Source organism: Amycolatopsis sp. ATCC 39116 (genome assembly GCF_000231075.2).
GTDB classification, from domain to species: domain Bacteria; phylum Actinomycetota; class Actinomycetes; order Mycobacteriales; family Pseudonocardiaceae; genus Amycolatopsis_E; species Amycolatopsis_E tucumanensis.
Window position 1 is genome coordinate 33454 of sequence record NZ_AFWY03000032.1, and the last position, 25032, is coordinate 58485.

Below are 25032 nucleotides of genomic sequence, written 5' to 3' on the forward strand. Positions count from 1 at the left end.
GTCCTCCTGCTGCTCTACGCCAGTAGGACGGAGCCACGCCGCCGTCGTTACGCGGTTTCGCGGAGGAATTTCACGACCCACCCGCTGGAGTGACACGGGCGGGCGGGACGATGGACCGGTGCAGCACGACGACGACCCCGCGGCGGAGACCGGTCCGATCCGCCGCGTCCCCGGGCCGCCTGCTGCCGACCCCCGCCGCGCACGCCGGACGCGCGGCTACACCGAACCCGGCGCCTCGGCCTGGCCCGCCGGGGATTCCCCGCGGACCGGCGGGCGTGCGGACGCGCAGCGTGGGCACGCCGCTGACCCGGCGAAAGCCGGTGAGCCGCAGGACGGTGCCGTCCCCTCCGCCCCAAGGGCACGCCGCCCGGCGCACCGTCAGCAGCCCGCCGCGACGAGCGGCGGGGACCCCGACGGCACCACTCGCCGGTCCCGGCGCCTGGCCGCCGAGGCGGCCGCCCGCCGCGGGACACGTCGCACCAGTGAAGCGGCCCGCCAAGCCGATCCTCCCGAAGAGCGATCCGCCCGCGCAGCGCACCGCGCCCGGAGCGCGGACGCGCACCACCCCACCGCCGAACCGGCACCAGACCACGCCGAACGCCCCCGCACCGGCGTGGCCGACGGCACCGCCGCCCCCACCCGCCGCCGCGCCGCTGCGCCGCCCGCCACTCCACCCACCGGGCACGGCCACGGGCACGGTCACTCCCCCGCGCCCCCGGCCTCCCGGCGCGTCAAGCTCCTCCTCATCTGGCTGCTCGCCCCCATCGCGGCCCTCACCGTCGCCGGGCTGCTCCTGCTCTACCCCTGGGGCCAGGACAAGCCCGCCTCGGCGATCTCCCAGGGCACCCCGGTCCACGGCACCATCACCACCGCCACCTCCGGCCCGTGCCTGGCCGCCGGTCAGGTGCAGGTCGGCGACCAGCCGGACGCCAAGCCCTGCCTCACCGCCACCATCGCCCTCACCGACGGCCCTGGCAGCGGCCGCAGCGTCGAGCTGACCGTGCCCATCGAGCCGAGCACGCCGCGCTTCACCGCCGGCGACGACGTCGTGCTGGCCTACAACGGCGCAGACGCCGCCGACCCCTCCTCCTACCAGCTCGTCGACTTCCAGCGCGGCTTCCCGCTCGCGGTGCTCGCCGCGTTGTTCGCGGTCGCCGTGGTCGTCCTCGGGCGCTGGCACGGCGTGGCCGCCCTCGGCGCGCTGGTCCTCAGCTTCGTCGTGCTCGTGGCGTTCGTGCTGCCCGCGATCCTGGCCGGGGAGAACCCGCTGCTGGTCGCGATCGTGGGCGCCGGGCTGATCATGTTCATCGCCCTGTACCTGACCCACGGCCTGTCCGCCCGCACGTCGGTCGCGGTGCTGGGCACGCTGGTGAGCCTCGCGCTGATCGGCGCGCTGTCGGCGATCTTCTCCGCGGCCGCGTCCCTGACCGGCCTGGACGACAGCACCTCGACGCTCATCGCCGCCCTCGGTCACGGCATCGACGCGCGCGGCCTGCTGCTGGCCGGCATCGTGATCGGCGCGCTCGGCGTGCTCGACGACGTCACCGTCACCCAGACCAGCGCCGTGTGGGAGCTGCGCCGCGCCAACCCGTCGCTGAGCTGGCGCGAGCTGTACTCCGCTGGGCTGCGCATCGGCCGCGACCACGTCGGCTCCGCGGTGAACACGCTGGTGATGGCGTACGCGGGCGCCGCGCTGCCGGTGATGCTGTACTCGTCGATCTCCGGCGTCGGGCTCGGCGCGATCCTCGGCTCGCAGGACATCGCGCAGGAGATCGTCCGGACTCTGGCGGGCAGCGTCGGCATCGTCGCTGCGGTGCCGGTCACCACCGTCCTCGCCGCGCTGATCGCCAGCCGCGAGCCCACGAGTCACATCAGCCACACCAGCGACCACTAGCCACAGCCCGGCACCCCGCCCTGGTCACGACCCCCGCGATGGGGTACGAAGGCCGGGCACAGTTCCCGTCCGGCGGGGAGGGGTCATGGTCGTTCACGCACTGCCGCGGCGCCTGACGAAAGCCGTGGCCCGCACGGTCACGAGCCTGCCGCGGATCGCCACCGCTCTCACCGAACTGCGCGACGCGGCCAAGCACCTGGAGCGGCTCGCCACCTTCGCCGCGGAGGAGCTGCCGGAGATCGTCTACCAGCTGGAAGGCATCCGCGAGCAGCTGTCCCGGATCGAGGACCGGCTCGGCGGCCGCAACGGCGAGATCACCCCAGCTGCGCGACGAACCGGCTCACGGCCTCCATCGTGAACCGCTGGGCGATCTTGCCCGACGGCGCCGCGGACGCCAGCTGGTAGAGCGGCCGGTCCGGCACGCCCGCGCCCCGCGCTTCGGCACGCAGCTGCGCGACCAGCAGCTCGGAAAACACCAGCCCGTTGGCCTCGATGTTGTTCGCCACCGCGTCGGCCAGCCGCCGCAGCGTGAGGATGGGCAGCTCGCGCCCGCCGGTGCCGGCGTAGACGGCCAGGTCGATCTTGACGACCTGCCCGCGCTGCCCGGAGTTGAACAGCAGGCTGACCGTGCGCGCACCGCGCACGTCGGTCACCAGCAGGTCGATGCGCCCCGCCTGCGCCAGGTCCACCCGGCGGGTGCGCCACGTGCGCACCAGTACCGCCGTGCCCTCCAGCCACAGCTTGCGCCGCACGTTCCACAGCACCACGTACAGCAGCGGCAGCCCGACGATCGCCGCGGCGACCAGTCCCGCGACCTGCCCGCCGATCAGTCCCGCGATCCCGCCGAACGCGGCGGCCATGATCAGCACGCCCGCCAGGCCGGAGATCAGCCTGCGGCGCGTCAGCCCCGGGTCCTCCTCGTGCAGCGGCAGCCGCTGCGGTTCCACCGGCTTCTTCGGCTCGGTCACTTCTCCCCCCATCACCGCACCGGGACGACGCTGCGCGCCCCGCTCAGGAACGGATTGCCGGCCCGTTCGCGGCCGATCGTCGTGGCCGGGCCGTGCCCGGGCAGCACCACCGTGTCGTCGGGCAGCGGCAGTAGCGCGTCGCGCAGCGACTCCCCCAGCCGCCGCTGGTCGCCGCGGCCGACCGAGCCGGCGAAGAGCGTGTCGCCGGTCAGGGCGAGCCGGCCGCCCTCCGGTGTGGTCACGCGGAACACCACCGAGCCGTCGGTGTGGCCGGGCACGAGGTCGACGTCGATCGCCAGGCCGGCCAGCTCCAGCGGCGCGCCGGTGAGGTCGCGGACGTCCGCGGGCTGGTCGCCGTCGTGCAGGCCGCGGTCGGCGGGGTGGATCCACATCGGAACGTCGTGGGCCCCCGTGAGCGCCGCCGCGCCTCCGACATGGTCGGAGTGGCCGTGGGTGCCGAGCACGGCCGCCGGGGTGAGGCGGTGCTCGGCGAGGGCCTCGGCGACGCGGGCCGCGGAGTCCTCACCCGGGTCGACCACCACACAGGCGGTGTCCGGGCCGGGCGCGAGCAGGTAGCAGTTGGCCCGCAGCGCGCCTGCCGGAAACCCGACGACGAGCACGAAAATCCACCTCCGCGTCGACCCGTCCACCCGTGCCCGGGATGCCCGGCACCCACCCTAACCGGGGCTGTACAGGGTCCTCACAGGCTGTGCCCATAGACTGCCGCCACCCGATCGGTGACGTCGAGTGGATTCTGGAGGGCAGGTGGCGACCAACCAGCAGCGCCGTGAGGCCGCGAAGCGCAAGCTCGAGCGGCAGATGGCCCGCCGGGCGGAGCAGGCGAAACGCCGGAAGATCGTCGGCGTCGGCGCGACCGTCGGCGCGGTGGTGGTGGTCGCCGGTCTGGTGGTGTTCTTCGCTACCCGCGGCGGCGACGGCGGCGACGCGGCGGCCTCCCCGACGACCTCGCCCTCGTCCGAGCTGAACATCCCGACGCAGCGCGCCGCGGTGCCGCAGCGGCCGACGCCGCTGGCGAACCCGGTGCAGTGCGAGTACCCGGCCACGCCGAGCGAGCCCGCCGCGAAGCCGAACAACCCGCCGCAGACCAAGGACATCCCGTCGACCGGGACGGTGAACGTCACGCTGAAGACCACCGCCGGTGACATCCCGCTGACGCTGGACCGCGCGCTCGCGCCGTGCACCGTGAACAGCTTCCTGAGTCTGGCGCAGCAGGGGTACTACACCGACACTTCGTGCGCGCGGCTGGGCACCGACGCGAGCCTGATGATGTTGCAGTGCGGTGACCCGACCGGCACCGGCAGTGGTGGTCCGGGCTATTCGTTCGCCGACGAGACGTTCCCCGAGCTGACCTACGGCCGCGGCCTGCTGGCGATGGCCAACGCCGGCCCGAACACCAACGGCAGCCAGTTCTTCATGGTGTACGGCCCGGCGGAGCTGAGCCCGGACTACACGGTGTTCGGGTCGATCGGCGACGCCGGCCTGGAGGTGCTCGACAAGGTGGCGCGCGCGGGCCACGACGGCAGCTTCGACCCGAGCCCGGGTGGCGGCAAGCCGAACATGGAGGTCAAGTTCACCGCGGTGACGATCGGCTGAGTTCGGTCGCCGAAGCGGCCTCCGTCCTGTTCGGACGGAGGCCGCTGTGCTGTCAGGAGGCGGTGAACTTCGGCGGGCGGCGGTCGAGGAAGGCCGCCACGCCCTCGGCGTAGTCCTCGCCGTGGATGGCGGCCGAGCGGATGTCCTCGACCTCGCTGTCGCTTTCGGACTGTCCGTCGAGGATCTTGCCGATGATCCGGTTCATGCCGCGGACCGAGGTCTGCGAGCGGGAGCAGAGGGTGGCCGCGAAGTCGGAGACACCGGCGTCGAGGTCGGTGAACACGTCGTTGAGGAGGCCGATCTCGCGGGCGCGGGCGGCGTCGATGAGCTGGCCGGAGAGCAGGAAGTACCGCGCGTGGGCGGGCCCGATGAGGGACACCAGCTGGCGGGTGGAGCGGAAGTCGTAGACGATGCCGAGTTTCGCCGGGGTGATCCCGAAGCGCGCGGTGGCGTCGGCGAAGCGGAAGTCGCAGGCGACGGAGATCTGACAGCCGCCGCCGATGCAGTTGCCGCGGATCTTCGCCACGGTCGGCTTGGTCATCCCGGCCAGCGCGGTGACCGCGCCCTCGACGACCCGGTCGTAGGCGGCGGCGCCGTCGGCGGTGGAGCGCAGGCTGCCGAACTCGGAGATGTCCGCCCCAGCGGAGAAGTCCGGCCCGGCGCCGGTCAGGACGAGCACCTTGAGCCCCGGATCCCCCTCCACGTCCGCGACGATGTCCGGGATGGCCGCCCACATGTCGTGGGAAATCGCGTTCTTCTTCTCCGGCCGCGCGAAGGTGAGGGTGGCCACTTCCCCGTCGCGCGCGAACTCCAGCCCAGCTGCCATGAGCCGACCCTAGAGGGCACGCCGGGGCGAGCGCCGTGAGCCACACCACCGCGACCGGCGATTGGTCTCACCCCGCCGGCGCAGTCCGCGGGACGCCGCTAACAATGTTCAACCGCTACGTGAGCCGGCTTCCGATCCGAGATCGGGGTAGCAGGACCTGCACGCACAACGGCGCAGTCTCAAGCGCGTCCACCCACGGCGGCGCGGGCGGCCGCGCCATCCACAGTGGAGCCCGCGTAGTCGCCACCAGCCACCTCATCGAGTCGGCGCAACCCACCGAGCGCAAGCTGCGGCGGCTGCGCGTTCCCTGGGCCACCGAGGAGGAAGCGTCGACGCTCGGTTTCGTCCTCACCCTCGGCTGAGCGCCCGGGCCGGCTAGGACGCCGACGTCACGCGGTACACGTCGTAGACGCCTTCCACTCCGCGCACCACCTTGAGCACGTGCCCGAGGTGCTTGGGGTCGCCCATCTCGAACGTGAACCGGCTGACGGCCACCCGGTCGCGCGACGTCTGCACCGACGCGGACAGGATGTTCACCTTCTCGTCGGCCAGCACCTTCGTCACGTCGGACAGCAGCCGGTGCCGGTCCAGCGCCTCGACCTGGATGGACACCAGGAAGACCGAGTTCGCGGACGGCGCCCACTCCACCTCGACCAGCCGCTCGGGCTGGGCGCGCAGGTCCTCGGCGTTCGTGCAGTCCGTGCGGTGCACGCTGACGCCACCACCGCGGGTGACGAAACCCAGGATCTCGTCGCCGGGCACCGGGGTGCAGCAGCGCGCCAGCTTGGTCCACACGTCGGTGGCGTCCTTGACCACGACACCCACGTCGTTGGCCGCGCGGCGCCGCGTGACCGTGGACGGCGTCGACCGGGCCGCGAGCTCGTCCTCGGCCTCCTCGACGCCACCGATCAGCGCCACCAGCCGCTGCACGACGTGCTTCGCGCTGACGTGGCCCTCGCCGACCGCCGCGTACAGCGAGCTGATGTCCGGGTGGTGCAGCTCCGCGGCCAGCGCGCCCATCGCCTCCGCGGACACCAGGCGCTGCAACGGGAGGCCGACCTTGCGGACCTCCTTGGTGATCGCGTCCTTACCGGCGTCGATCGCCTCGTCGCGGCGTTCCTTGGCGAACCACTGGCGGATCTTGGCGCGCGCCTTGGGCGACTTGGCGAACGTCAGCCAGTCGCGGCTCGGCCCGGAGTTCTCCGCCTTCGAGGTGAAGATCTCGACGACGTCGCCGTTCTCCAGCTTGCGTTCCAGCGCCACCAGACGCCCGTTGACGCGCGCGCCGATGCACCGGTGCCCGACCTCGGTGTGCACCGCGTAGGCGAAGTCGACCGGCGTGCCGCCGACGGGCAGCGTCACCACGTCGCCCTTGGGCGTGAACACGAAGATCTCGCGGGCAGCGAGCTCGTAGCGCAGCGAGTCGAGGAACTCGCCCGGGTCCGCGGCCTCCCGCTGCCAGTCGAGCAGCTGCCGCATCCACGCCATCTCGTCGATGTCGACGGCGGTGCCGTGGTGGGTGCCCTTGGTTTCCTTGTACCGCCAGTGCGCCGCGATGCCGTACTCGGCCGTGTGGTGCATCTCGTAGGTGCGGATCTGCACCTCGAGCGGCTTGCCGTCGGGGCCGATCACCGTGGTGTGCAGCGACTGGTACACGCCGAACCGAGGCTGGGCGATGTAGTCCTTGAACCGGCCCGGCATCGGCTGCCACAGCGCGTGCACTACACCCATGGCCGCGTAGCAGTCGCGCACGTCCTCGACCAGGATGCGCACGCCCACCAGGTCGTGGATGTCGTCGAGGTCCCGGCCGCGGACGATCATCTTCTGGTGGATCGAGTAGTAGTGCTTGGGCCGCCCCTCGACCTTCGCGGTGATGCGGGAGCCGCCGAGCGCGCCGGTCAGCTCGTCGATCACCTTGCGCAGGTAGATGTCCCGCGACGGGGCCCGGTCGGCGACCAAGCGGACGATCTCGTCGTACTTCTTGGGCTGCAGGATCGCGAACGCGAGGTCCTCCAGCTCCCACTTGACCGTGGCCATGCCCAGCCGGTGCGCCAGCGGGGCCAGCACCTCCAGGGTCTCCTTGGCCTTGCGCACCTGCTTCTCCGGCGGCAGGAACCGCATGGTGCGCATGTTGTGCAGCCGGTCGGCGAGCTTGATCACCAGCACGCGCGGGTCGCGGGCCATCGCGATGACCATCTTGCGGATGGTCTCGGCCTCGGCCGCCGTGCCGAGCTTCACCTTGTCCAGCTTGGTGACGCCGTCGACGAGCTGGGCGACCTTGTCGCCGAAGTCGGCGGTCAGCTGCTCCACCGAGTAGCCGGTGTCCTCGACCGTGTCGTGCAGCAGGGCGGCGACCAGCGTGGTGGTGTCCATGCCCAGCTCGGCGAGAATGGTCGCCACCGCGAGCGGGTGCGTGATGTACGGGTCGCCGGACTTGCGCCGCTGGTGGCGGTGCAGTTCCTCGGCGACGTCGTAGGCGCGCTGCAGGAGGCTCAGGTCGGCGTTCGGGTGCAGGTCGCGGTGGATCGCGGCGAGCGGCTCCAGCACCTGCTTGACCGGCGCGGCGCGCTGGGCGGTGATCCGCCGCGCGAGCCGGGCGCGGACGCGCCGCGTGGCGGACGGTGCCCTGGTGACGCCCTGCGGCTGCGTGCCGCGGTTGTCGGCGGTCTCCCGGGCGGGCGCCGGGCTTTCGAGCTCCTGGCTCAAGCCCACCTCCTGCTGATCGCGCGGCCTTCAGAGCACCAAGCGTAACCCCGGCGGGCCACCTCGTTGTTCCCAGCCGCGCCGACCGCCCCGCTGACGCGCCGAACGGTCAGGTGACCAGGAGCGAGCTGACCTTCCGGCCGCTCAGCGCCGACCGCCCGTCGAGGGCGGCCAGCTCCATCACCACGGACACGCCGGTGACCGTCGCGCCCGCCTTCTCCAGCAGCTCACAGGCCGCGGCGACGGTGCCGCCGGTGGCGAGCACGTCGTCGACCACCACGGCCCGCTGCCCGGGCCGCACCACCCCGGACGGCAGTTCCAGGGTCGCCGAGCCGTACTCCAGGGCGTAGTCCACCCGGCCGGCCACGCTGGGCAGCTTGCCGGGCTTGCGCACCAGGACCACACCCATGCCGCGGGCGTAGCCGACGGCCGCGGCGAGCAGGAACCCGCGCGCCTCGACCGCGGCCAGCACATCGGTGCCCGGATCGACCGTCGCCGCCAGCGCGTCGATCACCGCCGCGAACCCGTCCGCGTCGGCGAACAGCGGCGACAGGTCCCGGAACAGCACACCGGGCTCCGGGAAGTCCGGCACCTCGGCGATCAGGCCGAGCGCACGCTCCAGGTCCACGTCAGCGCTTCCGCTTGCCCGACGGCCGCCCGCGCCGCGGCTGCGACTTCGGCGTGCGGGCCGGGACGCTCGCGGCCGCCGCGTACGCCTTCTCCTTGCGCAGCTCGGCGTCCAGCGCCTCGTCGTCGCTCGCGTCGAAGTCGGCCTCGCGCTCGGCGGCCTTGCGGGCCTGGTTGGCGCGGCGCGCGCGGACCCGCTCGGCCTGCTGCTTGTACTTCGGGTCGCGCATCTTGAAGTCCACCAGCAGCGGGGTCGCCAGGAACAGCGACGACAGCACGCCGGCGAGCATGCCGCTCAGCTGCACCAGCGCGAGGTCCTGCAGCGTGCCGGACCCGAGCAGGATGTAGCCGACGACCAGCAGGCCCAGCACCGGCAGCAGCGCGATGACCGAGGTGTTGATCGAGCGCATCAGCGTCTGGTTCAGCGCCAGGTTCGCGGTCTCGGCGTAGGTGCGGCGGGTCAGGCCGAGGATGCCGCGGGTGTTCTCCTTGACCTTGTCGAACACCACCACCGTGTCGTAGAGGGAGAACCCGAGGATGGTCAGCAGGCCGATCACCGTCGCCGGCGTGACCTCGAACCCGACGAGCGAGTAGACGCCCGCGGTGACCAGGATGTCGTGCACCAGCGCGATGAGCGCGGTGACCGCCATCCAGCGTTCGAAGTAGACCGCGAGGAACACGGTCACCAGGACCATGAACACGGCGAGCGCGATCAGCGCCTGCTGGGAGATCTCCTGGCCCCAGGACGCGCTGACCGCGCTGTCGCTGATGGCCTGCACGCTCGGCTGGCCGTTGCCGCCGATCGGCTTGAGCTGGTCGAACAGGGTCTGCTTGACCTTGGCGACCTGGTCGGCGTCGAGGGTGTCCGATCGCAGCTCGACGGTGGCCGCGTCGCCAACACCGACCGTCTGCGCCGAGTCGGCCTGCTCGCCGAGCGCGTCGGCGAACGCCTGCTTGGCCGCGTCGGCGGTGATCGGGCCGTTCGCGCCGCGCGCGGGCATCTGGATCTGGGTGCCGCCCTCGAACTCGATGCCGAGGTTGAAGCCCTTGATGCCGATCGAGGCGATGCACACCAGCACCAGGACCGCGAAGAAGATGTACCAGCGCTTGCGCTTGCCGACGATGTCGAAGGCGCCGGTGCCGACGTAGAGGCGGTGGAAGACGCTCTCCCGCCCGGCCTTCTTCGTGGCCGGCGCGGCGTGCGTGCTCTCGGTGTTCAGCTCGTCTGCCACGTCAGGACTCCTTCGCGCCCGCGCCGGCGGGCACCTTGCGCGCGGACCGGCGCTCCGCGGCCAGCGTCTGCACGCCGCCGAGGCCGGTGAGCTTCGGCTGGGACAGGAACTTCGACTTCGACGCCAGCGCGACCAGCGGGTGCGTCACGAGGAACACCACGATCAGGTCGAGCACGGTCGACATGCCGAGGGTGAACGCGAAGCCCTGCACGTCGCCGACCGCGATGGCGTAGAGCACCGCGGAGGCCAGGAACATGACCGCGTCCGAGGCGAGGATCGTGCGGCGGGCGCGCACCCAGCCGCGCGGCACCGCCGAGCGGAAGCTGCGCCCGCCCTCGCGGATCTCGTCCTTGAGCCGTTCGAAGAACACCACGAACGAGTCCGCGGTGACACCGATGGCGATGATGAACCCGGCGACGCCCGCCAGGTCGAGCGTGAAGTTGATCCACCGCCCGAGCAGGACCAGCACCGCGTAGACGATCAGGCCGGACAGCGCCAGCGAGACGACCGTGAGCACCCCGAGCAGGCGGTAGTAGACCAGGCAGTAGACGAACACCAGCGCCAGGCCGATGCCGCCGGCGATCAGGCCCGCCTTGAGCGAGGCCAGGCCGAGCGTGGCCGACACGGTGGTGGCGTCGGACGAGGTGAACGACAGCGGCAGCGAGCCGTACTTCAGGACGTCGGCGAGGTCCTTGGTCTGCGCCTGCGTGAAGTTGCCGCTGATCTGGGTGTTGCCGTCGAGGATCGCGCTCTGGATGGTCGGCGCGGACACGACCTGCGTGTCGAGCACGAACGCGGCGCGCTGGCCGATGTTGGCCGTGGTGAAGTCGGCCCAGACCTGGCGGCCCTCGGACTTGAAGGTGAGGTCCACGGTCCACTGCGGCTTGTTCTGCGCCGGCGACGAGGACACCGCGTTGTCGATCTCGGTGCCCTTCAGGAACACCGGGCCGAGCAGGTACTTCTCGGTGCCGGTCTGGTCGCAGGTGAGCAGCGGCAGGTTCGGGTCGTCGTTGCCGCGCAGCGGGTCCTGCGTGGAGCAGGTGAACGCGGTCAGCGCGGCGGACGCGTTCGGCCCGGCGGCGAGCGAGTCGCCGGTGCCGGTGACCAGATCGGCGGCCTGGCGGGTGGCCTTGGCCTGCTGGATCGCGGCCGGGTCGTCGCCCTGCCCCGGCGGCGGCGCGACCGGCGGGGTGGTCACGGTCTGCGCGTCGATCACCTTGCGGAAGCCGAGCTGGGCGGTCTGGCCGAGCTTCTTGGCCTGGTCGCCCTGCTCACCGGGGACGGTGATCACGATGTTGTCACCGTCGAGGACCACCTCGGTGCCGCTGACCCCGATGCCGTTCACGCGGGTCTCGATGATCTGGCGCGCCTGGTTGAGCGACTCGCGCGAGGGCGCGGAGCCGTCCGGGGTGCGCGCGCTCAGCGTCACCCGGGTGCCGCCCTGCAGGTCGATGCCCAGCTTCGGCGTGGGCTTCCCGCCGCCGGTGAAGAACACCAGGGCGTAGAGCACGACCACGATCAGGACGAAGAAGCCGAGATAGCGTCCCGGGCGGATCCGCCCGGCCGGTGGTGCCACGGTGGTCGTTCTCCTCGACGGTCAGCTACACGGGGTTCGTGCCGCCTACGCGGCGGTACGCAGACACTACTCGCCGCGTTGTGAACGCGGCGTTGACCCCGGCGTCACCACCGGACGCCGGGGTTGGGCCCTTCGTCGGGCTACTTCTTCTCGCTCTCCAGCGAGGGAGCAGCGGCCTTCTCGTCGGCCTTGGGCGCCTCGGCGGTCTCCACCGTCTCGACCACGGCTTCGTCGTCGTCGGTCTCGACCTCGTCGGCCACCTCGGGCGCGACCTTCTCGCGCACCGCCTGGCGCAGCCACGTCGTCACGACGCCGGGCGCGATCTCGATGTCGATCGTGGTGTCGCTGCTGGTGTCCGCCACCGTGCCGTACAGGCCGGAGGTGGTCATCACCCGGTCGCCCTCGGACAGGCTGCTCTGCAGCTTCTGCTGCTCCTGCACGGCACGCTTCTGCTTCCGGGTGCCCATCACCAGCGGGATCGCCACGACGAGCATGAGCAGCAACGGCAGGAAAAGCTGTTCCATGATTCTCCATTCGGTGCGCGGCGCCCGGCCGCTCACCAATTTGTCCGGATGTGCTCTTTCGAGTGTGCCAGGCACCACTGACCAGGCCAGCACCCGGTTAGTCGAACAGGGTAGGCCCTGCCTGGTCCGGACGGGGCGGCGGGCGCAAACCCAGGTGCTCCCAGGCACTCGCCGTCGCCACCCGGCCACGCGGGGTGCGCGCGAGCATACCCGCGCGCACCAGGTAGGGCTCGCAGACTTCCTCGACCGTCGTCGGTTCCTCGCCCACCGCCACGGCGAGCGTGGACACCCCGACCGGGCCGCCGCCGAAGGAGTGCACCAGCGCCGACAGCACGGCGCGGTCCAGCCGGTCCAGGCCGAGCTCGTCGACGTCGTAGACCGCCAGCGCGGCGCGCGCGACGGCGAGGGTGACCTTGCCGTCCTCGCGGACCTCGGCGTAGTCGCGGACGCGGCGCAGCAGCCGGTTGGCGATCCGGGGCGTGCCGCGCGAGCGGCGGGCGATCTCCGCGCTGCCCTCGGCGTCGATCTCGATGTCCAGGATCTTCGCCGAGCGGCGGACCACCTGGTCGAGCTCGTGGTCGGCGTAGAACTCCATCTGGCCGGTGAAGCCGAACCGGTCGCGCAGCGGGCCGGTCAGCGCGCCGGAGCGGGTGGTGGCGCCGACCAGGGTGAACGGCGCGATCTCCAGCGGGATGCTGGTGGCGCCCGGCCCCTTGCCGACGACCACGTCGACGCGGAAGTCCTCCATCGCCAGGTAGAGCATCTCCTCGGCGGGGCGGGCGATCCGGTGGATCTCGTCGATGAACAGCACGTCGCCCTCGGCGAGGTTGGACAGCATCGCGGCGAGGTCGCCGGCGCGTTCCAGCGCCGGGCCGGAGGTGATGCGGATCGAGGCGTCCAGCTCGGCCGCGACGATCATCGCCAGGCTCGTCTTGCCGAGGCCGGGCGGGCCGGACAGCAGGACGTGGTCCGGCGGCACGCCGCGCCGCCGGGCGCTCTCCAGCACCAGTTCCAGCTGCTCGCGCACGCGGGGCTGGCCGATGAACTCGCTCAGCCTGCTCGGGCGCAGCGTCGTCTCCATCTCGCGCTCGCCCAGCTGGGGCAGCGCGGAGAGGGTCTCGTCCGCCGGGTGCTCGGTCACCTCTTCATCGTGCACGCGTCAGCAGCCTCACTTGCGCCCGAGGGTGCTCAGCGCGGCGCGCAGCACGGCCGGGGTGGTGTCGGCCTCGCCCGCGGCCAGCACCTTCTCCACGGCCTGCTCGGCCTGCTTGGCGGGGAAGCCGAGGCCGGTGAGCGCCTCGACGACCTCGGCGCGCACCGCGCCCGCCGCCGGGGCAGCGGTGGTCTCCGCGGTCCCGCCTGCCGCGGTGACCTTGTCCCGCAGTTCCAGGGTGAGCCGCTCGGCGCCCTTGCGGCCGATGCCCGGCACCTGGGTGAGCACCGTGATGTTGCCTTCGGCGAGCGCGGTCCGCAGCTTGTCCGGGTCGAGCACGGCCAGCGCGGCCAGCGCCAGGCGCGGCCCGATGCCGGACACGGTCTGCAGCAGCCCGAACAGCTCGCGGGCCTCGGCGTCGGCGAAGCCGAACAGCGTCAGCGAGTCCTCGCGCACGACGAGCGACGTGTAGAGGCGGACCTCTTCGCCGCGCCGCAGCGTGGCCAGCGTCGACGGCGTGGCCTGCACCGCGAGGCCGACCCCGCCGACCTCCACCACGACGTGGTCGAGCCCGACCGAGAGCACCTCGCCCCGGACCGAGGAGATCATCCCCGCACTCCCTTCCCTGGTGTCCGCGTGTTCGCCCGGCGGGGAACCACCGCCGGCACGGCGCCCGCCGACTTCGCCGCCGCGGCGAGCCGGGCCTTGTGCGCGCGGGCGAGTTCGGCCGCGCGCGCCTCGGCTTCGGCGAGCCGGTCGCGCATCGGCTGGCGCCACAGGTGGCAGATGGCCAGCGCGAGCGCGTCGGCCGCGTCGGCGGGGCGCGGCGCCTGCGCGAGCCCGAGCAGCCGGGTGACCATGCCGGTGACCTGCGCCTTGTCCGCGCGGCCGCTGCCGGTGACGGCGGCCTTGACCTCGCTCGGCGTGTGGAACACGACCGGCAGCCCGCGGCGGGCGGCGGCCAGCGCCACCACTCCCCCGGCCTGCGCGGTGCCCATCGCGGTGCGCACGTTGTGCTGGCTGAAGACGCGCTCCACGGCGACCGCCTCCGGGCGGTAGGTGTCCAGCCAGTGCTCGACGGCGTCGGAGACCGCGAGCAGGCGGCGTTCCAGCGTGTCGTCGACCGGGGTGCGGACGACGTCCACCGCGACGCAGCTGACGGTGCGGCCGGTCCCCCCGTCCACCACGCCGAGCCCGCACCGGGTCAGCCCGGGGTCCACGCCGAGCACTCGCACCGATCACCCTCCTGCCGCCGAACACGCGTTCGAGGTGAGGCTACCGCGCCCGGCCACCCCGGCCCGGCAGGACGCGCCGGGGGCCGATGATCGTCCTTTATGGACCGTCGACGCCCGGGGTCCAGCTCTCCGGCGCGCCGCTCTCGGTCAGCACCGGCTGCCAGTCGGCGAACCCCTCCGGCGCGTCCGCGCTCCACGGCCAGTGCCCGTCCGGCGTGGCGACGATGATCTGCAGCGCGGGGAAGTCGCCGTCCGGGTAGACGAGGAACGCGCTGCCGAGGTACTCGAGGTAGTGCCCCTTGGCGACGCGCTCGAAGGTGACCGGCACGCCCTCGAAGAAGTCCTCGTAGACCTTGCCCGGCACGAACTCCTCGCCGTTGGCGGCGCGGTCCACGTAGGCGTCGAGCAGGACCGGCGCCATCTGCTCGGGCAGCCCGACGACGACGGCCTCGGGGACCTCGTGCAGCGCCCACACGCACGCCGTGAACGCGTACCCCGCGCCGGAATCGTCGGCCGCCACGGAGATCACCGCGTTGCCGCGGGTCTCGGCCTGGTTGACGATCCACTCGAGGAGGTCGGATTCTTCGGGCGCGAGGGTCTCGGTCACGGGCGGCATTCTGCCGTACGCGGGTGGCGGCGGCACAGCCCCCGGTGGTGGAAAATTCCCGTTGCACACCAAGGGCCCTCCGGCTGCGCGCCGGAGGACCCTTGGGAGAACGCGGGTCGTTACGCGCCGACCTCTTCGAGCACCTCGTCGCTCACATCGAAGTTGGCGTACACGTTCTGGACGTCGTCGCAGTCCTCCAGCGCGTCGATCAGCCGGAAGACCTTCTTGGCGCCCTCGGCGTCCAGCGGGACGCTGACCGACGGCAGGAACGTCGGGTCGGCCGACTCGTAGTCGTAACCGGCGTCCTGCAGCGCCTTGCGGACGTTGATCAGGTCGGTGGCCTCGGAGACGATCTCGAAGTTGTCGCCGAGGTCGTTGACCTCCTCCGCGCCCGCGTCGAGGACGGCCATCAGGACGTCGTCCTCGGACAGGTCGTTCTTGGGCATGATCACCACGCCCTTGCGGTTGAACAGGTACGACACCGAGCCCGGGTCGGCGAGCGAACCGCCGTTGCGGGTCAGCGCGGTGCGCACCTCGCCCGCCGCGCGGTTGCGGTTGTCGGTCAGGCACTCGATCAGCACGGCGACGCCGTTGGGGCCGTAGCCCTCGTAGTTGATCGTCTGCCAGTCCGCGCCGCCCGCTTCCTCACCGGCGCCGCGCTTGCGCGCGCGCTCGATGTTGTCCTGCGGGACCGAGTTCTTCTTCGCCTTCTGGATGGCGTCGTAGAGGGTCGGGTTGCCCTCGGGATCGCCCCCGCCGGTCCGCGCGGCGACCTCGATGTTCTTGATGAGTCTCGCGAACAGCTTGCCACGCTTGGCGTCGAGGGCGGCCTTCTTGTGCTTCGTGGTGGCCCACTTGGAGTGGCCGCTCATCTCTCCTCCGTCTCGCTCGTCGTCGCCGCGTCCCGCACCATCTCCACGAACAGGCGATGGACCCGATCGTCACCGGTCAGCTCCGGGTGGAAGGCCGTGGCGAGCACCGGCCCCTGCCGGACCGCGACGATCCTAGCGCCGCTGCCCTCGGCGCCGGGCACCGTGGCCAGCACCTCGACCCCGTCGCCTGCTTTTTCCACCCACGGGGCGCGGATGAAGACCGCGTGCAGGGGACCGCCGGGCAGCGCCGCGAAGGCCAGGTCCTCCTCGAAGGAGTCCACCTGGCGGCCGAAGGCGTTGCGCCGGACGATCACGTCCAGCGCGCCGAGCTGGTGCTGGTCGGGGCGGCCGTCCAGGGCCTGCTTCGCGAGCAGGATCATGCCCGCGCACGAGCCGAAGGCGGGCAGCCCCGCCGCGAGCCGCTCGCGGAGCGGGCCGAGCAGCTCGAAGGTTTCGAGCAGGCGCGACATGGTGGTGGACTCGCCGCCGGGCAGGACGAGCCCGTCGACGGCGGCCAGCTCGGACTCGCGCCGCACGGCGACGGCGCGCCCGCCCGCGCTCTCGACCATGGCGGCGTGCTCCCGCACGTCCCCCTGCAGCGCGAGAACGCCGATCACCGGTACCGCGGACACCTGACCTCCTGGAACACGTCGAAAACCACTGCGGGACCACGCGGCGGGGGCCGGCCGCGCCCGCGACCGGCCCCCGGGCGGAGGACTACCAGCCGCGCTCGGCGAGCCGGTGCGGCTCCGGCACGTCGTCCACGTTGATGCCGACCATCGCCTCGCCGAGGCCGCGGGACACCTTCGCGATCACGTCCGGGTCGTCGTGGAACGTGGTGGCCTTGACGATCGCCTCGGCGCGCTTCGCGGGGTCGCCGGACTTGAAGATGCCGGAGCCGACGAACACGCCCTCGGCGCCGAGCTGCATCATCATCGCCGCGTCGGCCGGGGTCGCGATGCCGCCCGCGGTGAACAGCACGACCGGCAGCTTGCCCTTCTCCGCCACCTCGCGCACCAGCTCGTAGGGCGCCTGCAGCTCCTTGGCGGCGACGTACAGCTCGTCCTCCGGCAGCGACGTGAGCCGCCGGATCTCGGCGCGGATCTTGCGCATGTGGGTGGTCGCGTTGGACACGTCGCCGGTGCCCGCCTCGCCCTTGGAGCGGATCATCGCCGCGCCCTCGTTGATGCGGCGCAGCGCCTCGCCCAGGTTCGTCGCCCCGCACACGAACGGCACGGTGAAGGCCCACTTGTCGATGTGGTTGGCGTAATCGGCGGGGGTGAGCACCTCGGACTCGTCGATGTAGTCGACACCGAGCGACTGCAGCACCTGCGCCTCGACGAAGTGGCCGATCCGCGCCTTGGCCATGACCGGGATGGAGACGGTGTCGATGATGCCCTCGATGAGGTCCGGGTCGCTCATCCGCGCCACCCCGCCCTGCGCGCGGATGTCGGCGGGCACGCGCTCGAGCGCCATGACGGCCACCGCGCCGGCGTCCTCGGCGATCTTGGCCTGCTCGGGGGTGACGACGTCCATGATCACGCCGCCCTTGAGCATCTCGGCCATGCCCCGCTTGACGCGGGCGGTGCCCCGTTCGGGCGTGGCGGAACTGCTGGACTGAACTTCGGACACGACAGAACGCCTTTCACGAAACACAGAGGGGGTTCGGGGTCCAGTCTAGGTTTCGGTGGACCGCTCCCCCAGGCCAGTTCGCCGCGATCTCAGCAGTCCACTTTCGCTCCGCAGGCGCAACCTGCCCGCGCGGGGTTGCCGGACCATGCTCGCCGGGTGTGTGATCGAGGACACACCTTTCGACAGCGTCGTCCCCCGGGGAGCCCGTCATGGCCGACAAACAAGCCCGCACCGTCGATGCCGGAGCCGCGGTCGCTGTGGACGACCCGGTCAAGGTCCGCAACGTGGTCCTGGTCGGGCCGTCCGGCTCCGGCAAGACCACCCTCACCGAGGCCCTGCTCGCGGTGTCCGGCACCGTGACCAGGGCCGGTTCCGTTGTGGAGGGCACCACGGTCTGCGACCACGACCCGGCGGCCGTGCGCCAGCAGCGCTCGGTCGGGCTCTCCGTCGCGCCGGTGATGCACGACGGGCACAAGATCAACCTGATCGACACCCCCGGTTACGCCGACTTCGTGGGCGAGCTGCGGGCCGGGCTGCGCGCCGCCGACGCCGCGTTGTTCGTGGTGTGCTCGGCCGAGGGCGTCGACCCGGCGACGGTGGCCATCTGGGAGGAGTGCGCCGCGGTGGGCATGCCGCGCGCCGTGATCGTCTCCCGGCTGGACCACCACCGCGCCGACCCCGAGGGCGAGATCGCCGCGTGCCAGGACGCCTTCGGCGCCGGCGTGCTGCCGCTGTACTTGCCGGCGAGCGGCCCGGAGCCGGGCCTGGTCGGGCTGATCACACGGCGGCTGTACGACTACTCGGACGGCTTCCCGCCGCGCCTGGGCGAACCGTCGCCGGCGGACCTCGAGCGGCTGACCGAGGCGCGCAACGAGCTCATCGAGGGCATCATCGCCGAGAGCGAGGACGAGACCCTGATGGACCGCTACCTCGCGGGCGAGGAGATCAGCGAGGACACGCTGATCGCGGACCTGGAGACGGCGGTGGCGCGCGGGTCCTTCCACCCGGTGATCCCGGTGTGCGCGGCCACCGGCGTGGGGCTGGCCGAGGTGCTCGATGGCATCGTCCGCGCGTTCCCGTCGCCGCTGGAGCACAAGCTGCCGCCGGTCACCACGCCCGAGGGCGCCCCGCACCCCGAGCTGAGCACCGACCCGGACGGGCCGCTGGCCGCCGAGGTGGTGCGCACCGCCGTCGACTCCTACGTCGGGCGGGTGTCGCTCGTCCGGGTGTTCTCCGGGACGCTGCGGCCGGAGCGGCCGGTGCACGTGTCCGGGCACGGCATGGCCGAACGCGGTCACGAGGACCACGACACCGACGAGCGGGTGGCGCACCTGTACTCGCCGCTGGGCGCGAACCTGCGCGAGGTGCCCTACTGCGTCGCCGGGGACCTGTGCGCGCTGACGAAGGTCGGGTCGGCCGAGACCGGCGACACCGTCTCCTCCCCCGACCACCCGCTGCTGATGCGCCCGTGGCCGATGCCCGAGCCGCTGCTGCCGGTGGCCGTCGTGGCGCGCAACCGCAGCGACGAGGACGCCTTGGCGCGCAACCTGTCCCGCCTGGTGGCCGGCGACCCGACGCTGCGGCTGGAGCGCAACGCCGAGACGGCGCAACTGGTCCTGTGGTGCATGGGCGAGGCGCACGCGGACGTCGTGCTGTCCCGGCTGCGGGCCGGCGGGGCCGAAGTGGACACCGAGCCGGTGAAGACGAGCCTGCGCGAGACGTTCGCCGGGCCGGCGAAGGGGCACGGGCGGCACGTGAAGCAGTCCGGCGGGCACGGCCAGTACGCGGTGTGCGACATCGAGGTCGAACCGCTGCCGCGGGGCGCCGGGTTCGAGTTCGTGGACCGGATCGTCGGCGGGGCCGTACCGCACCAGTTCATCCCGAGCGTGGAGAAGGGGGTGCGGGCGCAGCTGCAGCGCGGGCTGGTGGCCGGCTACCCGGTGGTCGACGTGCGGGTGACGCTCGTCGACGGCAAGGCGCACAGCGTGGACTCCTCGGACGCGGCGTTCCAGACCGCGGGCGCGCTGGCGCTGAAGGAGGCCGCCGCGAACGGGCGGGTGGTGCTGCTCGAACCGCTGGACGAGGTCGACGTCCGGGTGCCGGACGAGTACCTGGGCGCGGTGCTCGGCGACCTGTCCGCGCGGCGCGGCCGGGTGCTGGGGACGGAGTCGGTGAGCGGCGGGCGGAGCATCGTGCGCGCAGAGGTGCCCGCGACCGAGCTGCTGCGGTACACCACGGAGCTGCGGTCGCTGAGCTCCGGGACGGCGACGTTCACCCGCAGGCACACGCGCTACGACCCGATGCCGGAGAACCTGGTGGCGGCGCACGCCTGAAATTCACGGGCGCGGGCCGCGGTGGGGTGCCTATTCTCGCCGCATGCGCTACCACGAGGACGCCGAGCTGCTGGCGGCGATCGGGACGGCGATCGGGGAGCACCGGATCACCGTCCGGCTGCCGCGTGCGCTCGCCGAGGCCGCCGTGGCCGCCTGGCAGCGCGACGAGACCGGGCCGGTGGAGCCGGAGAGCCCGGAGCAGTGGGTGCTGCGGGACCGGGCGGCCGAACTGGCGCTGATCGGGCTCGCGGTGTCCGAGCGGGGCCGGGCCGAGGGGGACTTCGTGGTGGTGGACCTGGATGTGGCCGCGGCGGGCGCCGCGGTGCGAGCCGCCCGGGAGTGAGCCGGAGGCGGCACTCGCGCAGCGGCCGGCGCGGCGCGGAACTGGCGCAGGGCGGCGCGGCGCGCGGCAGAGCGGAACTCGCGCAGGGCGGCGTGCATGGCGGAGCGGAACTCGCGCCCGCACATGAGGAACTCGCGCGGCGAAGCCGCGGCGGGGGCGGCACTCGGCCGCTCCCGGACGCGGAACTCGCGCCCGTGAACAGGATTCCCGCACGACCCGCTCGACGGGCGCGTTCGTGGGCAGGCATCAATCCCGCGGTGGGCGAGGTCCGCCCCGCCGGGGCGCGCTCAACGGGCGAATCACCGCCGGACCGGCCGTTGCGACCTGCGCAGGGCCGCTCGGCGCCGTGCGGGCGGCACCGGCCGCGGAACTCGCGTCCGTGAACGGGGTTCGCGCACAACGCGCGCCACAACCCGTTCGTGGGTCGGCACGCAACGCGGCCGCGGCCGAGGTCCACCTCGCCGGGCGCGATCAGCGGGTGAAGAACCGCCGGACCGGCCGTTGCGACTCGCGCGGGGCCGCTCAGCGCGGCGGTCAGGCGCCCGCGGCTCAGCGGCCGAAGAAGCCACCCGGCCGGCCGTTGCGGTCCGCGATCAGCCCAGCCAAGGTCGCGATCGCGATTTCCGCCGGGCGGCGCGAGCCGATGTCCAGGCCGATCGGGCGGTGCACCCGGGCGATGTCGGCCTCCGCCACGCCCAGCGACCGCAGCGCCGCCACGTGCGGGCCCTCGTGTCGCGGGTTGCCCATCACCCCGGCCCAGCGCACCGGCCGCGCCAGCACGTCCCGCAGCGCGGTGCCCAGCTCGGGCCGGTGGTGGTCGGTCACCACGACATCCGTGTCGCCATCGAGGTCCGGCAACTCGGCCGTCGCGCCCGGGACCGCTCGCGCGGGGTCCGGTTCGAACAGCAGCGTCCGGTAGCCCAGGTCCTCGCCGTAGCGCAGCAGGAACTCCGCGACCGGTGAGGCGAACACCGCGACCAGCGTCCGCGTGTCCACCGCTGAATCGTCCGCGCCGTGCGCCACCGCGCACGCCGAGTCTTCCGTAGCCATACGCGGATCCTAAGCGCCCGGCACCGGCGGTTCCGCGATCTCGAAGTACTCCGGCTGCCGGGCGGTGCCCGCCAGCTTGAAGTACCGCACCTTCCGCCGCCGTCGCAGCGCCAGCGTGTCGCGCACCGCGTCGTTGTGCACGCGCCGCGCGATCACCACCCGGTGCTCGGCGTCGGCCAGCTCCTCGGCCAGCGACGCGGGCAGCCGGGCCCGGTCGACCGTCTCCAGCAGCCGCGTCAGCTCGTTCTCCGCGACCTCGCGCTCGGCGCGCGGGGCCTTCTCCGCGATGTCCGCCGCCTCGCGCAGGCCCGGCGCCGCGCCGTCGACGGCCGCCACGGCCCGCGCGACCACCGCCCGCCGCGCCAGCGCCGCGTCCAGCGCCGCCCACCCGGCGTCCAGCCGGACGTGCAGCCGGTCCAGCCGGTTGGCGGTCGCGACCAGGAACAACCCGCCGAGCACGACGATCGCCGCGACGATCGAGACGACCAGCACGAACCAGTTCACAGCGGCGCGTCCTCCGCACTGACCCGCCGCGGGTCGGCGGCGATCGCCGTTTCGTAGACCCGCAGCACCTGCGTCACCACGACCGGCCAGTCGTAGATCGCGACCCGCTCCCCCGCCGCCGCGGCCAGCGACGTCCGCCGCGCCGGGTCGCCGAGCAGCTCACGCAGGCAATCGGCCAGCGCGGCGCTGTCGCCGGTGGTGAACAGCGCCCCGGCGCGGCCGTCGTCGAGCACGCGGCGGAACGAGTCGAGGTTGCTCGCCGCCACCGCCGTCCCGGCCGCCATCGCCTCGGTGAGGATCATCCCGAAGCTCTCGCCGCCGGTGTTGGGCGCGCAGTACACGTCCACGCTGCGCAGCGCCCGCGCCTTGGTGGCGTCGTCGACCTGCCCGAGCAGCTCCAGGTGCGGCGCCAGCTCCGGGCCCGCCATCCGGCGCAGCGCGTCGGCCTCGCCGCGCCCGACCACGAGCAGCCGCAGCTCCGGGAACTCCGGCAGCAGGCGTCGGGCGGCCTCCAGCAGGACGTCCATGCCCTTGCGCGGCTCGGTGAACCGGCCGACGAACCCGATCGTGCCGCCCGCCCGCGGATAACCCTCCAGCGGCTCGGCCCGGGAGAAGAACTCGACGTCGACGCCGTTCGGGATCTCCACCGCGTCACCACCGGCGTGCTCGACCTGCACCCGCCGCGCCAGCGCGGACACGGCGATGCGCGCGGTGATCTTCTCCAGCAGGGGCCGCAGCACCGGCTGGAACGCCGACAGCGTCCGGGACCGCGGCGTGGAGGTGTGGAACGTCGCGACGATCGGCCCGTCGGCGACCTTCAGCGCCAGCAGCGACAGGCTCGGCGCGGCAGGCTCGTGCAGGTGCAGCACGTCGAACCCGCCCTCGCGCAGCCACCGCCGCACCCGCGCGTAGGACACCGGGCCGAACTGCAGCCGCGCCACCGAGCCGTTGTATGGGATGCCGAGCGCCTTGCCCGCGGGGTGCACGAAGTCGGGCAGGTCCGCGTCGTCGTCCGCGGGCGCCAGCACCGACACCTCGTGCCCGCGGTCGCGCAGCGCGCGCGCCAGGTCCGTGACGTGCCCCTGGACACCGCCGGGCACGTCGAAGGAGTACGGGCAGACGATCCCGACCTTCACGCCGCTTCCTCCGCCGAAAAGGTCGCCTCCTCGAAATCGGCGGCCCACAGCTTCTGCATCATGTGCCAGTCCGCCGGGTGCGCGGCGATGTCGCCTGCGAAGACGTCGGCCAGTGCCTGGGTGGCCGCGGGCACCTCGGTGCGGTGCGCGACGCGGATGCGCGGGTGGATCCGGATGCCCCAGCCGTCCTCGGTGAACCAGCTGCCCACCGGCAGCAGCGCGGCGCCGGTGCTGGCGGCCAGCCGGGCCGGGCCGGCCGGCATGCTCGTCTTCTCCCCGAAGAACGACACCGGCACCCCGCTGCCGGACAGGTCGCGGTCGGCGATCAGGCACACCACCCGGTTCTCCCGCAACCGCTGCAGCAGCAACCGGAACGAGCCGGTGCCGCCGTCCGCGGACAGGATCTCGAACCCCAGCGACTCGCGGTAGGCGACGAACCGCTGGAACAGCGACTCCGGCTTGAGCCGTTCGACGACCGTGGTGAACGGGCCGTACCGGCCGACGGCCCAGATGCCCGGCACGTCCCAGTTCCCGCTGTGCGGCAACGCGACCACGGCGCCGTTGCCCTCGGCGAGCGCGGCGTCGAGGTTCTCCACGCCGCTGATCGTCGCGTTCACCCGGGCCCGGATGCCCTCCGCGTCCATCGTCGGCAGCCGGAACGCCTCGTGCCAGTAGCGCGCGTAGGACCGCACGGCCTGCCGGGTCAGCTCGTCGAGTTCGGTCTCGTCCGCCTGCGGCACGACGCGGACCAGGTTGCGGCGCAACTGCCGCACGCCGGGGCCCTTGCGCCACGCCGCGAAGTCCGCGGCCAGCCCGAAACCGGCCTTCGCCAGCGGCACCGGCAGGCGGCGCACCACGTTCCAGCCGGCCGCGTAGCCGAGGTCGGCCATCCGCTCGCCGAACCGGCCCATCAGCCCGCCTCCCTGGCGGAGGCGGCGACGGCCAGCATCCGCTGGACCGTGGTGACGATCGAGCCTGCGGCGAGCAGCCACAGCGTGCCCTCGACGGCGAACGGCACGCCGAGGCCCTCCAGCCCGGTGCCGACGAGCGCGATGATCAGCCGCTCGGCGCGCTCGACCAGCCCGCCGTCGGCCTTGAGACCCTCCGCCTCGGCGCGGGCCTTGATGTAGGAGATCACCTGCGCCAGCACGAGGCAGATCAGGCAGGCCGCCGCGGCGCGCAGGTTGTGCTCGACCGCGAAGCACCACCACGCGATGCCGGCGAACAGGGCGCCGTCGGCGAGCCGGTCGCAGGTCGCGTCCAGCGTCGCGCCGAACGGGGTGCCGTAGCCGCGGGCGCGGGCCATCGCGCCGTCGAGCAGGTCGAGCATCGCGAAGCCCCACACGGTGAACGTGCCGGCGAGCAGCATCCCGTTCGGGAAGAACACCAGGGCACAGGCGATCGCGCCGGCCGTGCCGATCATGGTCATCGCGTTCGGGGTCAGCCCGGCCCGCACCAGCGCGTGACCGAGCGGGTCCAGGGCTCGCGAGACGGACGCTCGCGCGAAGATGTTCAGCATCAGATCGTCGGGGTGGCGGTATCGGCGGGCATGTCCATCGCTCTCGGCGTTCCACCTGGGGCTGCGGGGTCGGTTTGCTGACCGCAGCCTATCCACCCGCTACGACGCTCCGGTGACGCGGCGCGCCCAAGGCGCCGCGCGCCCTCAGGCGAGGCGGTCCAGCCGGGCTTCCTCGGCCGCGACGGCTTCCGCGCAGCGGGGCGTGAGCTTGTCGCGGATCGCGTCGGAGATCTCCCCCAGCGCGCGCACCTGGTCCGGGGTGAGCGCGTCGAACAGGGCCTCGCGTACGGCCTCGACGTGCCCGGGAGCTGCGGCTTCGAGCGCGGCGAAGCCCCGGTCGGTCAGCTTCGCGAACGAGCCGCGCTTGTCGGTGCCGCAGCTGTCGCGGCGCACCCAGCCGTTGGCCTCCAGGCGGGCGACCGCGTGGGAGAGCCGGCTGCGTGACGAATGGCACTTCTCGGCCAGTTCGCTCATCCGCAGCGTGCGGCCGGGCGCCTCGGACAGCACGACGAGGACCTCGTAGTAGGTGTGCGGCATGCGGGCGTCGCGCTGGAGCTGGGAATCCACGTGGCCGCGCAGCATGGTGACGGCGACCGAGAACGAGCGCCACACACGCTGTTCGTCTTCGCTGAGCCATCGCGGTTCGGACATGTCTCACATAGTAGCCCTAGTTGAGCCCTCAAC

The 25032-nt window shown here is 72.8% G+C and carries 27 protein-coding genes; 6 read left to right on the forward strand and 21 right to left on the reverse strand.

Annotated elements, in window-relative coordinates; all coding sequences use genetic code 11:
• The first annotated feature begins 118 nt into the window (after nt 1-118).
• Together AMY39116_RS43625 and AMY39116_RS0326785 are read left to right on the forward strand one after the other, a co-directional pair.
• The gene (locus AMY39116_RS43625; protein WP_235716229.1) at nt 119-1894 is read left to right on the forward strand and encodes a YibE/F family protein; all 1776 of its coding nucleotides are present in this window, start codon (nt 119-121) and stop codon (nt 1892-1894) included.
• An 85-nt stretch (nt 1895-1979) separates the two neighbouring features.
• Nucleotides 1980-2252, forward strand: a complete 273-nt coding sequence (locus AMY39116_RS0326785; protein ID WP_020420695.1) for a hypothetical protein — start codon at nt 1980-1982, stop codon at nt 2250-2252.
• Here the strand turns inward: AMY39116_RS0326785 and AMY39116_RS0326790 are convergent.
• Together AMY39116_RS0326790 and AMY39116_RS0326795 are read right to left on the reverse strand one after the other, a co-directional pair.
• Entirely contained in the window at nt 2209-2874 is a 666-nt protein-coding gene (locus AMY39116_RS0326790) for a hypothetical protein (protein WP_193354393.1), read from the reverse strand. The two genes, AMY39116_RS0326785 and AMY39116_RS0326790, sit on opposite strands and share 44 nt — an antisense overlap.
• Nucleotides 2874-3482 carry an MBL fold metallo-hydrolase gene (locus tag AMY39116_RS0326795; protein ID WP_020420697.1) on the reverse strand — a complete coding sequence of 203 codons (609 nt, stop codon included), beginning with the start codon at nt 3480-3482 and terminating at the stop codon, nt 2874-2876. Before AMY39116_RS0326795 ends, AMY39116_RS0326790 begins: the two co-directional genes overlap by 1 nt.
• A 145-nt stretch (nt 3483-3627) precedes the next feature.
• Between AMY39116_RS0326795 and AMY39116_RS0326800 the strand changes: the two genes are divergently transcribed.
• Nucleotides 3628-4476: a peptidylprolyl isomerase gene (locus tag AMY39116_RS0326800; protein ID WP_020420698.1), complete on the forward strand. Its 849-nt coding sequence runs from the start codon at nt 3628-3630 to the stop codon at nt 4474-4476.
• Nucleotides 4477-4528: 52 nt separating this feature from the next.
• Here AMY39116_RS0326800 and AMY39116_RS0326805 read toward each other — a convergent pair whose 3' ends face one another.
• Entirely contained in the window at nt 4529-5302 is a 774-nt protein-coding gene (locus AMY39116_RS0326805) for an enoyl-CoA hydratase-related protein (RefSeq protein ID WP_020420699.1), read from the reverse strand.
• 104 nt (nt 5303-5406) lie between these two features.
• Between AMY39116_RS0326805 and AMY39116_RS0326810 the strand changes: the two genes are divergently transcribed.
• Nucleotides 5407-5664, forward strand: a complete 258-nt coding sequence (locus AMY39116_RS0326810; protein ID WP_027936253.1) for a hypothetical protein — start codon at nt 5407-5409, stop codon at nt 5662-5664.
• A 13-nt stretch (nt 5665-5677) separates the two neighbouring features.
• On the opposite strand, the gene AMY39116_RS0326815 is transcribed toward AMY39116_RS0326810, so the two are convergent.
• The 12 genes from AMY39116_RS0326815 to pdxS form a co-directional block, all read right to left on the reverse strand.
• A complete protein-coding gene (locus tag AMY39116_RS0326815; protein ID WP_020420701.1) occupies nt 5678-8008 on the reverse strand; it encodes a bifunctional (p)ppGpp synthetase/guanosine-3',5'-bis(diphosphate) 3'-pyrophosphohydrolase in 2331 nt (776 codons plus the stop codon).
• A 106-nt stretch (nt 8009-8114) separates the two neighbouring features.
• Nucleotides 8115-8633: an adenine phosphoribosyltransferase gene (locus tag AMY39116_RS0326820; RefSeq protein ID WP_020420702.1), complete on the reverse strand. Its 519-nt coding sequence runs from the start codon at nt 8631-8633 to the stop codon at nt 8115-8117.
• Between the two features lies 1 nt (nt 8634).
• Nucleotides 8635-9864 carry a protein translocase subunit SecF gene (gene secF / locus AMY39116_RS0326825; protein ID WP_020420703.1) on the reverse strand — a complete coding sequence of 410 codons (1230 nt, stop codon included), beginning with the start codon at nt 9862-9864 and terminating at the stop codon, nt 8635-8637.
• Between the two features lies 1 nt (nt 9865).
• Entirely contained in the window at nt 9866-11440 is a 1575-nt protein-coding gene (gene secD, locus AMY39116_RS0326830) for a protein translocase subunit SecD (protein WP_020420704.1), read from the reverse strand.
• A 140-nt stretch (nt 11441-11580) separates the two neighbouring features.
• Nucleotides 11581-11964, reverse strand: coding sequence for a preprotein translocase subunit YajC (gene yajC, locus AMY39116_RS0326835; RefSeq protein ID WP_020420705.1), 384 nt, complete (start codon nt 11962-11964; stop codon nt 11581-11583).
• A gap of 97 nt (nt 11965-12061) precedes the next feature.
• Nucleotides 12062-13120 (reverse strand): Holliday junction branch migration DNA helicase RuvB, encoded by a 1059-nt coding sequence (gene ruvB / locus AMY39116_RS0326840; RefSeq protein WP_369794346.1) that lies wholly within the window; start codon nt 13118-13120, stop codon nt 12062-12064.
• Between the two features lie 12 nt (nt 13121-13132).
• The gene (gene ruvA / locus AMY39116_RS0326845; RefSeq protein ID WP_020420707.1) at nt 13133-13726 is read right to left on the reverse strand and encodes a Holliday junction branch migration protein RuvA; all 594 of its coding nucleotides are present in this window, start codon (nt 13724-13726) and stop codon (nt 13133-13135) included.
• Nucleotides 13723-14352 carry a crossover junction endodeoxyribonuclease RuvC gene (gene ruvC, locus AMY39116_RS0326850; RefSeq protein WP_193354394.1) on the reverse strand — a complete coding sequence of 210 codons (630 nt, stop codon included), beginning with the start codon at nt 14350-14352 and terminating at the stop codon, nt 13723-13725. The genes ruvA and ruvC overlap by 4 nt, the downstream gene beginning before the upstream one ends.
• A 97-nt stretch (nt 14353-14449) precedes the next feature.
• Complete coding sequence (locus AMY39116_RS0326855) at nt 14450-14968, reverse strand: DUF4262 domain-containing protein (protein WP_020420709.1); 519 nt, start codon at nt 14966-14968, stop codon at nt 14450-14452.
• A gap of 110 nt (nt 14969-15078) precedes the next feature.
• Nucleotides 15079-15831, reverse strand: a complete 753-nt coding sequence (locus tag AMY39116_RS0326860) for a YebC/PmpR family DNA-binding transcriptional regulator (RefSeq protein WP_020420710.1) — start codon at nt 15829-15831, stop codon at nt 15079-15081.
• The gene (gene pdxT / locus AMY39116_RS0326865; RefSeq protein ID WP_020420711.1) at nt 15828-16463 is read right to left on the reverse strand and encodes a pyridoxal 5'-phosphate synthase glutaminase subunit PdxT; all 636 of its coding nucleotides are present in this window, start codon (nt 16461-16463) and stop codon (nt 15828-15830) included. Before pdxT ends, AMY39116_RS0326860 begins: the two co-directional genes overlap by 4 nt.
• 85 nt (nt 16464-16548) lie before the next feature.
• Nucleotides 16549-17463, reverse strand: coding sequence for a pyridoxal 5'-phosphate synthase lyase subunit PdxS (gene pdxS, locus AMY39116_RS0326870; protein WP_027936254.1), 915 nt, complete (start codon nt 17461-17463; stop codon nt 16549-16551).
• A gap of 209 nt (nt 17464-17672) precedes the next feature.
• Here pdxS and AMY39116_RS0326875 point away from each other — a divergent pair, with 209 nt between their 5' ends.
• Both AMY39116_RS0326875 and AMY39116_RS0326880 read left to right on the forward strand, forming a co-directional pair.
• A complete protein-coding gene (locus tag AMY39116_RS0326875; protein ID WP_020420713.1) occupies nt 17673-19796 on the forward strand; it encodes an elongation factor G-like protein EF-G2 in 2124 nt (707 codons plus the stop codon).
• 43 nt (nt 19797-19839) lie between these two features.
• Nucleotides 19840-20139 (forward strand): hypothetical protein, encoded by a 300-nt coding sequence (locus tag AMY39116_RS0326880; RefSeq protein WP_020420714.1) that lies wholly within the window; start codon nt 19840-19842, stop codon nt 20137-20139.
• Nucleotides 20140-20688: 549 nt separating this feature from the next.
• On the opposite strand, the gene AMY39116_RS0326885 is transcribed toward AMY39116_RS0326880, so the two are convergent.
• The 6 genes from AMY39116_RS0326885 to AMY39116_RS0326910 all read right to left on the reverse strand — a co-directional run bounded on the left by AMY39116_RS0326885 (nt 20689) and on the right by AMY39116_RS0326910 (nt 24999).
• The gene (locus tag AMY39116_RS0326885) at nt 20689-21189 is read right to left on the reverse strand and encodes an XdhC family protein (protein WP_020420715.1); all 501 of its coding nucleotides are present in this window, start codon (nt 21187-21189) and stop codon (nt 20689-20691) included.
• Nucleotides 21190-21198: 9 nt separating this feature from the next.
• The gene (locus tag AMY39116_RS0326890; protein WP_020420716.1) at nt 21199-21693 is read right to left on the reverse strand and encodes a hypothetical protein; all 495 of its coding nucleotides are present in this window, start codon (nt 21691-21693) and stop codon (nt 21199-21201) included.
• On the reverse strand, nt 21690-22829 hold the full coding sequence (locus AMY39116_RS0326895) for a glycosyltransferase family 4 protein (RefSeq protein ID WP_020420717.1): 1140 nt from the start codon (nt 22827-22829) through the stop codon (nt 21690-21692). The genes AMY39116_RS0326890 and AMY39116_RS0326895 overlap by 4 nt, the downstream gene beginning before the upstream one ends.
• Nucleotides 22826-23740, reverse strand: coding sequence for a phosphatidylinositol mannoside acyltransferase (locus AMY39116_RS0326900; RefSeq protein ID WP_020420718.1), 915 nt, complete (start codon nt 23738-23740; stop codon nt 22826-22828). The genes AMY39116_RS0326895 and AMY39116_RS0326900 overlap by 4 nt, the downstream gene beginning before the upstream one ends.
• Nucleotides 23740-24348, reverse strand: a complete 609-nt coding sequence (gene pgsA / locus AMY39116_RS0326905) for a phosphatidylinositol phosphate synthase (RefSeq protein ID WP_017987950.1) — start codon at nt 24346-24348, stop codon at nt 23740-23742. The genes AMY39116_RS0326900 and pgsA overlap by 1 nt, the downstream gene beginning before the upstream one ends.
• 144 nt (nt 24349-24492) lie before the next feature.
• A complete protein-coding gene (locus tag AMY39116_RS0326910) occupies nt 24493-24999 on the reverse strand; it encodes a MarR family winged helix-turn-helix transcriptional regulator (RefSeq protein ID WP_027930482.1) in 507 nt (168 codons plus the stop codon).
• Nucleotides 25000-25032 lie beyond the last annotated feature (33 nt).

What these genes read in the sequence shown, in the direction of transcription:
- AMY39116_RS0326860 (WP_020420710.1), bottom strand. Translation starts at nt 15,831, where the DNA reads ATGAGCGGCCACTCCAAGTGGGCCACCACGAAGCACAAGAAGGCCGCC.
- AMY39116_RS0326885 (WP_020420715.1), bottom strand. Translation starts at nt 21,189, where the DNA reads ATGGCTACGGAAGACTCGGCGTGCGCGGTGGCGCACGGCGCGGACGAT.
- yajC (WP_020420705.1), bottom strand. Translation starts at nt 11,964, where the DNA reads ATGGAACAGCTTTTCCTGCCGTTGCTGCTCATGCTCGTCGTGGCGATC.
- pgsA (WP_017987950.1), bottom strand. Translation starts at nt 24,348, where the DNA reads ATGCTGAACATCTTCGCGCGAGCGTCCGTCTCGCGAGCCCTGGACCCG.
- ruvA (WP_020420707.1), bottom strand. Translation starts at nt 13,726, where the DNA reads ATGATCTCCTCGGTCCGGGGCGAGGTGCTCTCGGTCGGGCTCGACCAC.
- AMY39116_RS0326810 (WP_027936253.1), top strand. Translation starts at nt 5,407, where the DNA reads ATGTTCAACCGCTACGTGAGCCGGCTTCCGATCCGAGATCGGGGTAGC.
- AMY39116_RS0326880 (WP_020420714.1), top strand. Translation starts at nt 19,840, where the DNA reads ATGCGCTACCACGAGGACGCCGAGCTGCTGGCGGCGATCGGGACGGCG.
- AMY39116_RS0326790 (WP_193354393.1), bottom strand. Translation starts at nt 2,874, where the DNA reads ATGGGGGGAGAAGTGACCGAGCCGAAGAAGCCGGTGGAACCGCAGCGG.
- AMY39116_RS0326875 (WP_020420713.1), top strand. Translation starts at nt 17,673, where the DNA reads ATGGCCGACAAACAAGCCCGCACCGTCGATGCCGGAGCCGCGGTCGCT.
- AMY39116_RS0326855 (WP_020420709.1), bottom strand. Translation starts at nt 14,968, where the DNA reads ATGCCGCCCGTGACCGAGACCCTCGCGCCCGAAGAATCCGACCTCCTC.
- AMY39116_RS0326785 (WP_020420695.1), top strand. Translation starts at nt 1,980, where the DNA reads ATGGTCGTTCACGCACTGCCGCGGCGCCTGACGAAAGCCGTGGCCCGC.
- AMY39116_RS0326900 (WP_020420718.1), bottom strand. Translation starts at nt 23,740, where the DNA reads ATGGGCCGGTTCGGCGAGCGGATGGCCGACCTCGGCTACGCGGCCGGC.
- AMY39116_RS0326910 (WP_027930482.1), bottom strand. Translation starts at nt 24,999, where the DNA reads ATGTCCGAACCGCGATGGCTCAGCGAAGACGAACAGCGTGTGTGGCGC.
- AMY39116_RS0326805 (WP_020420699.1), bottom strand. Translation starts at nt 5,302, where the DNA reads ATGGCAGCTGGGCTGGAGTTCGCGCGCGACGGGGAAGTGGCCACCCTC.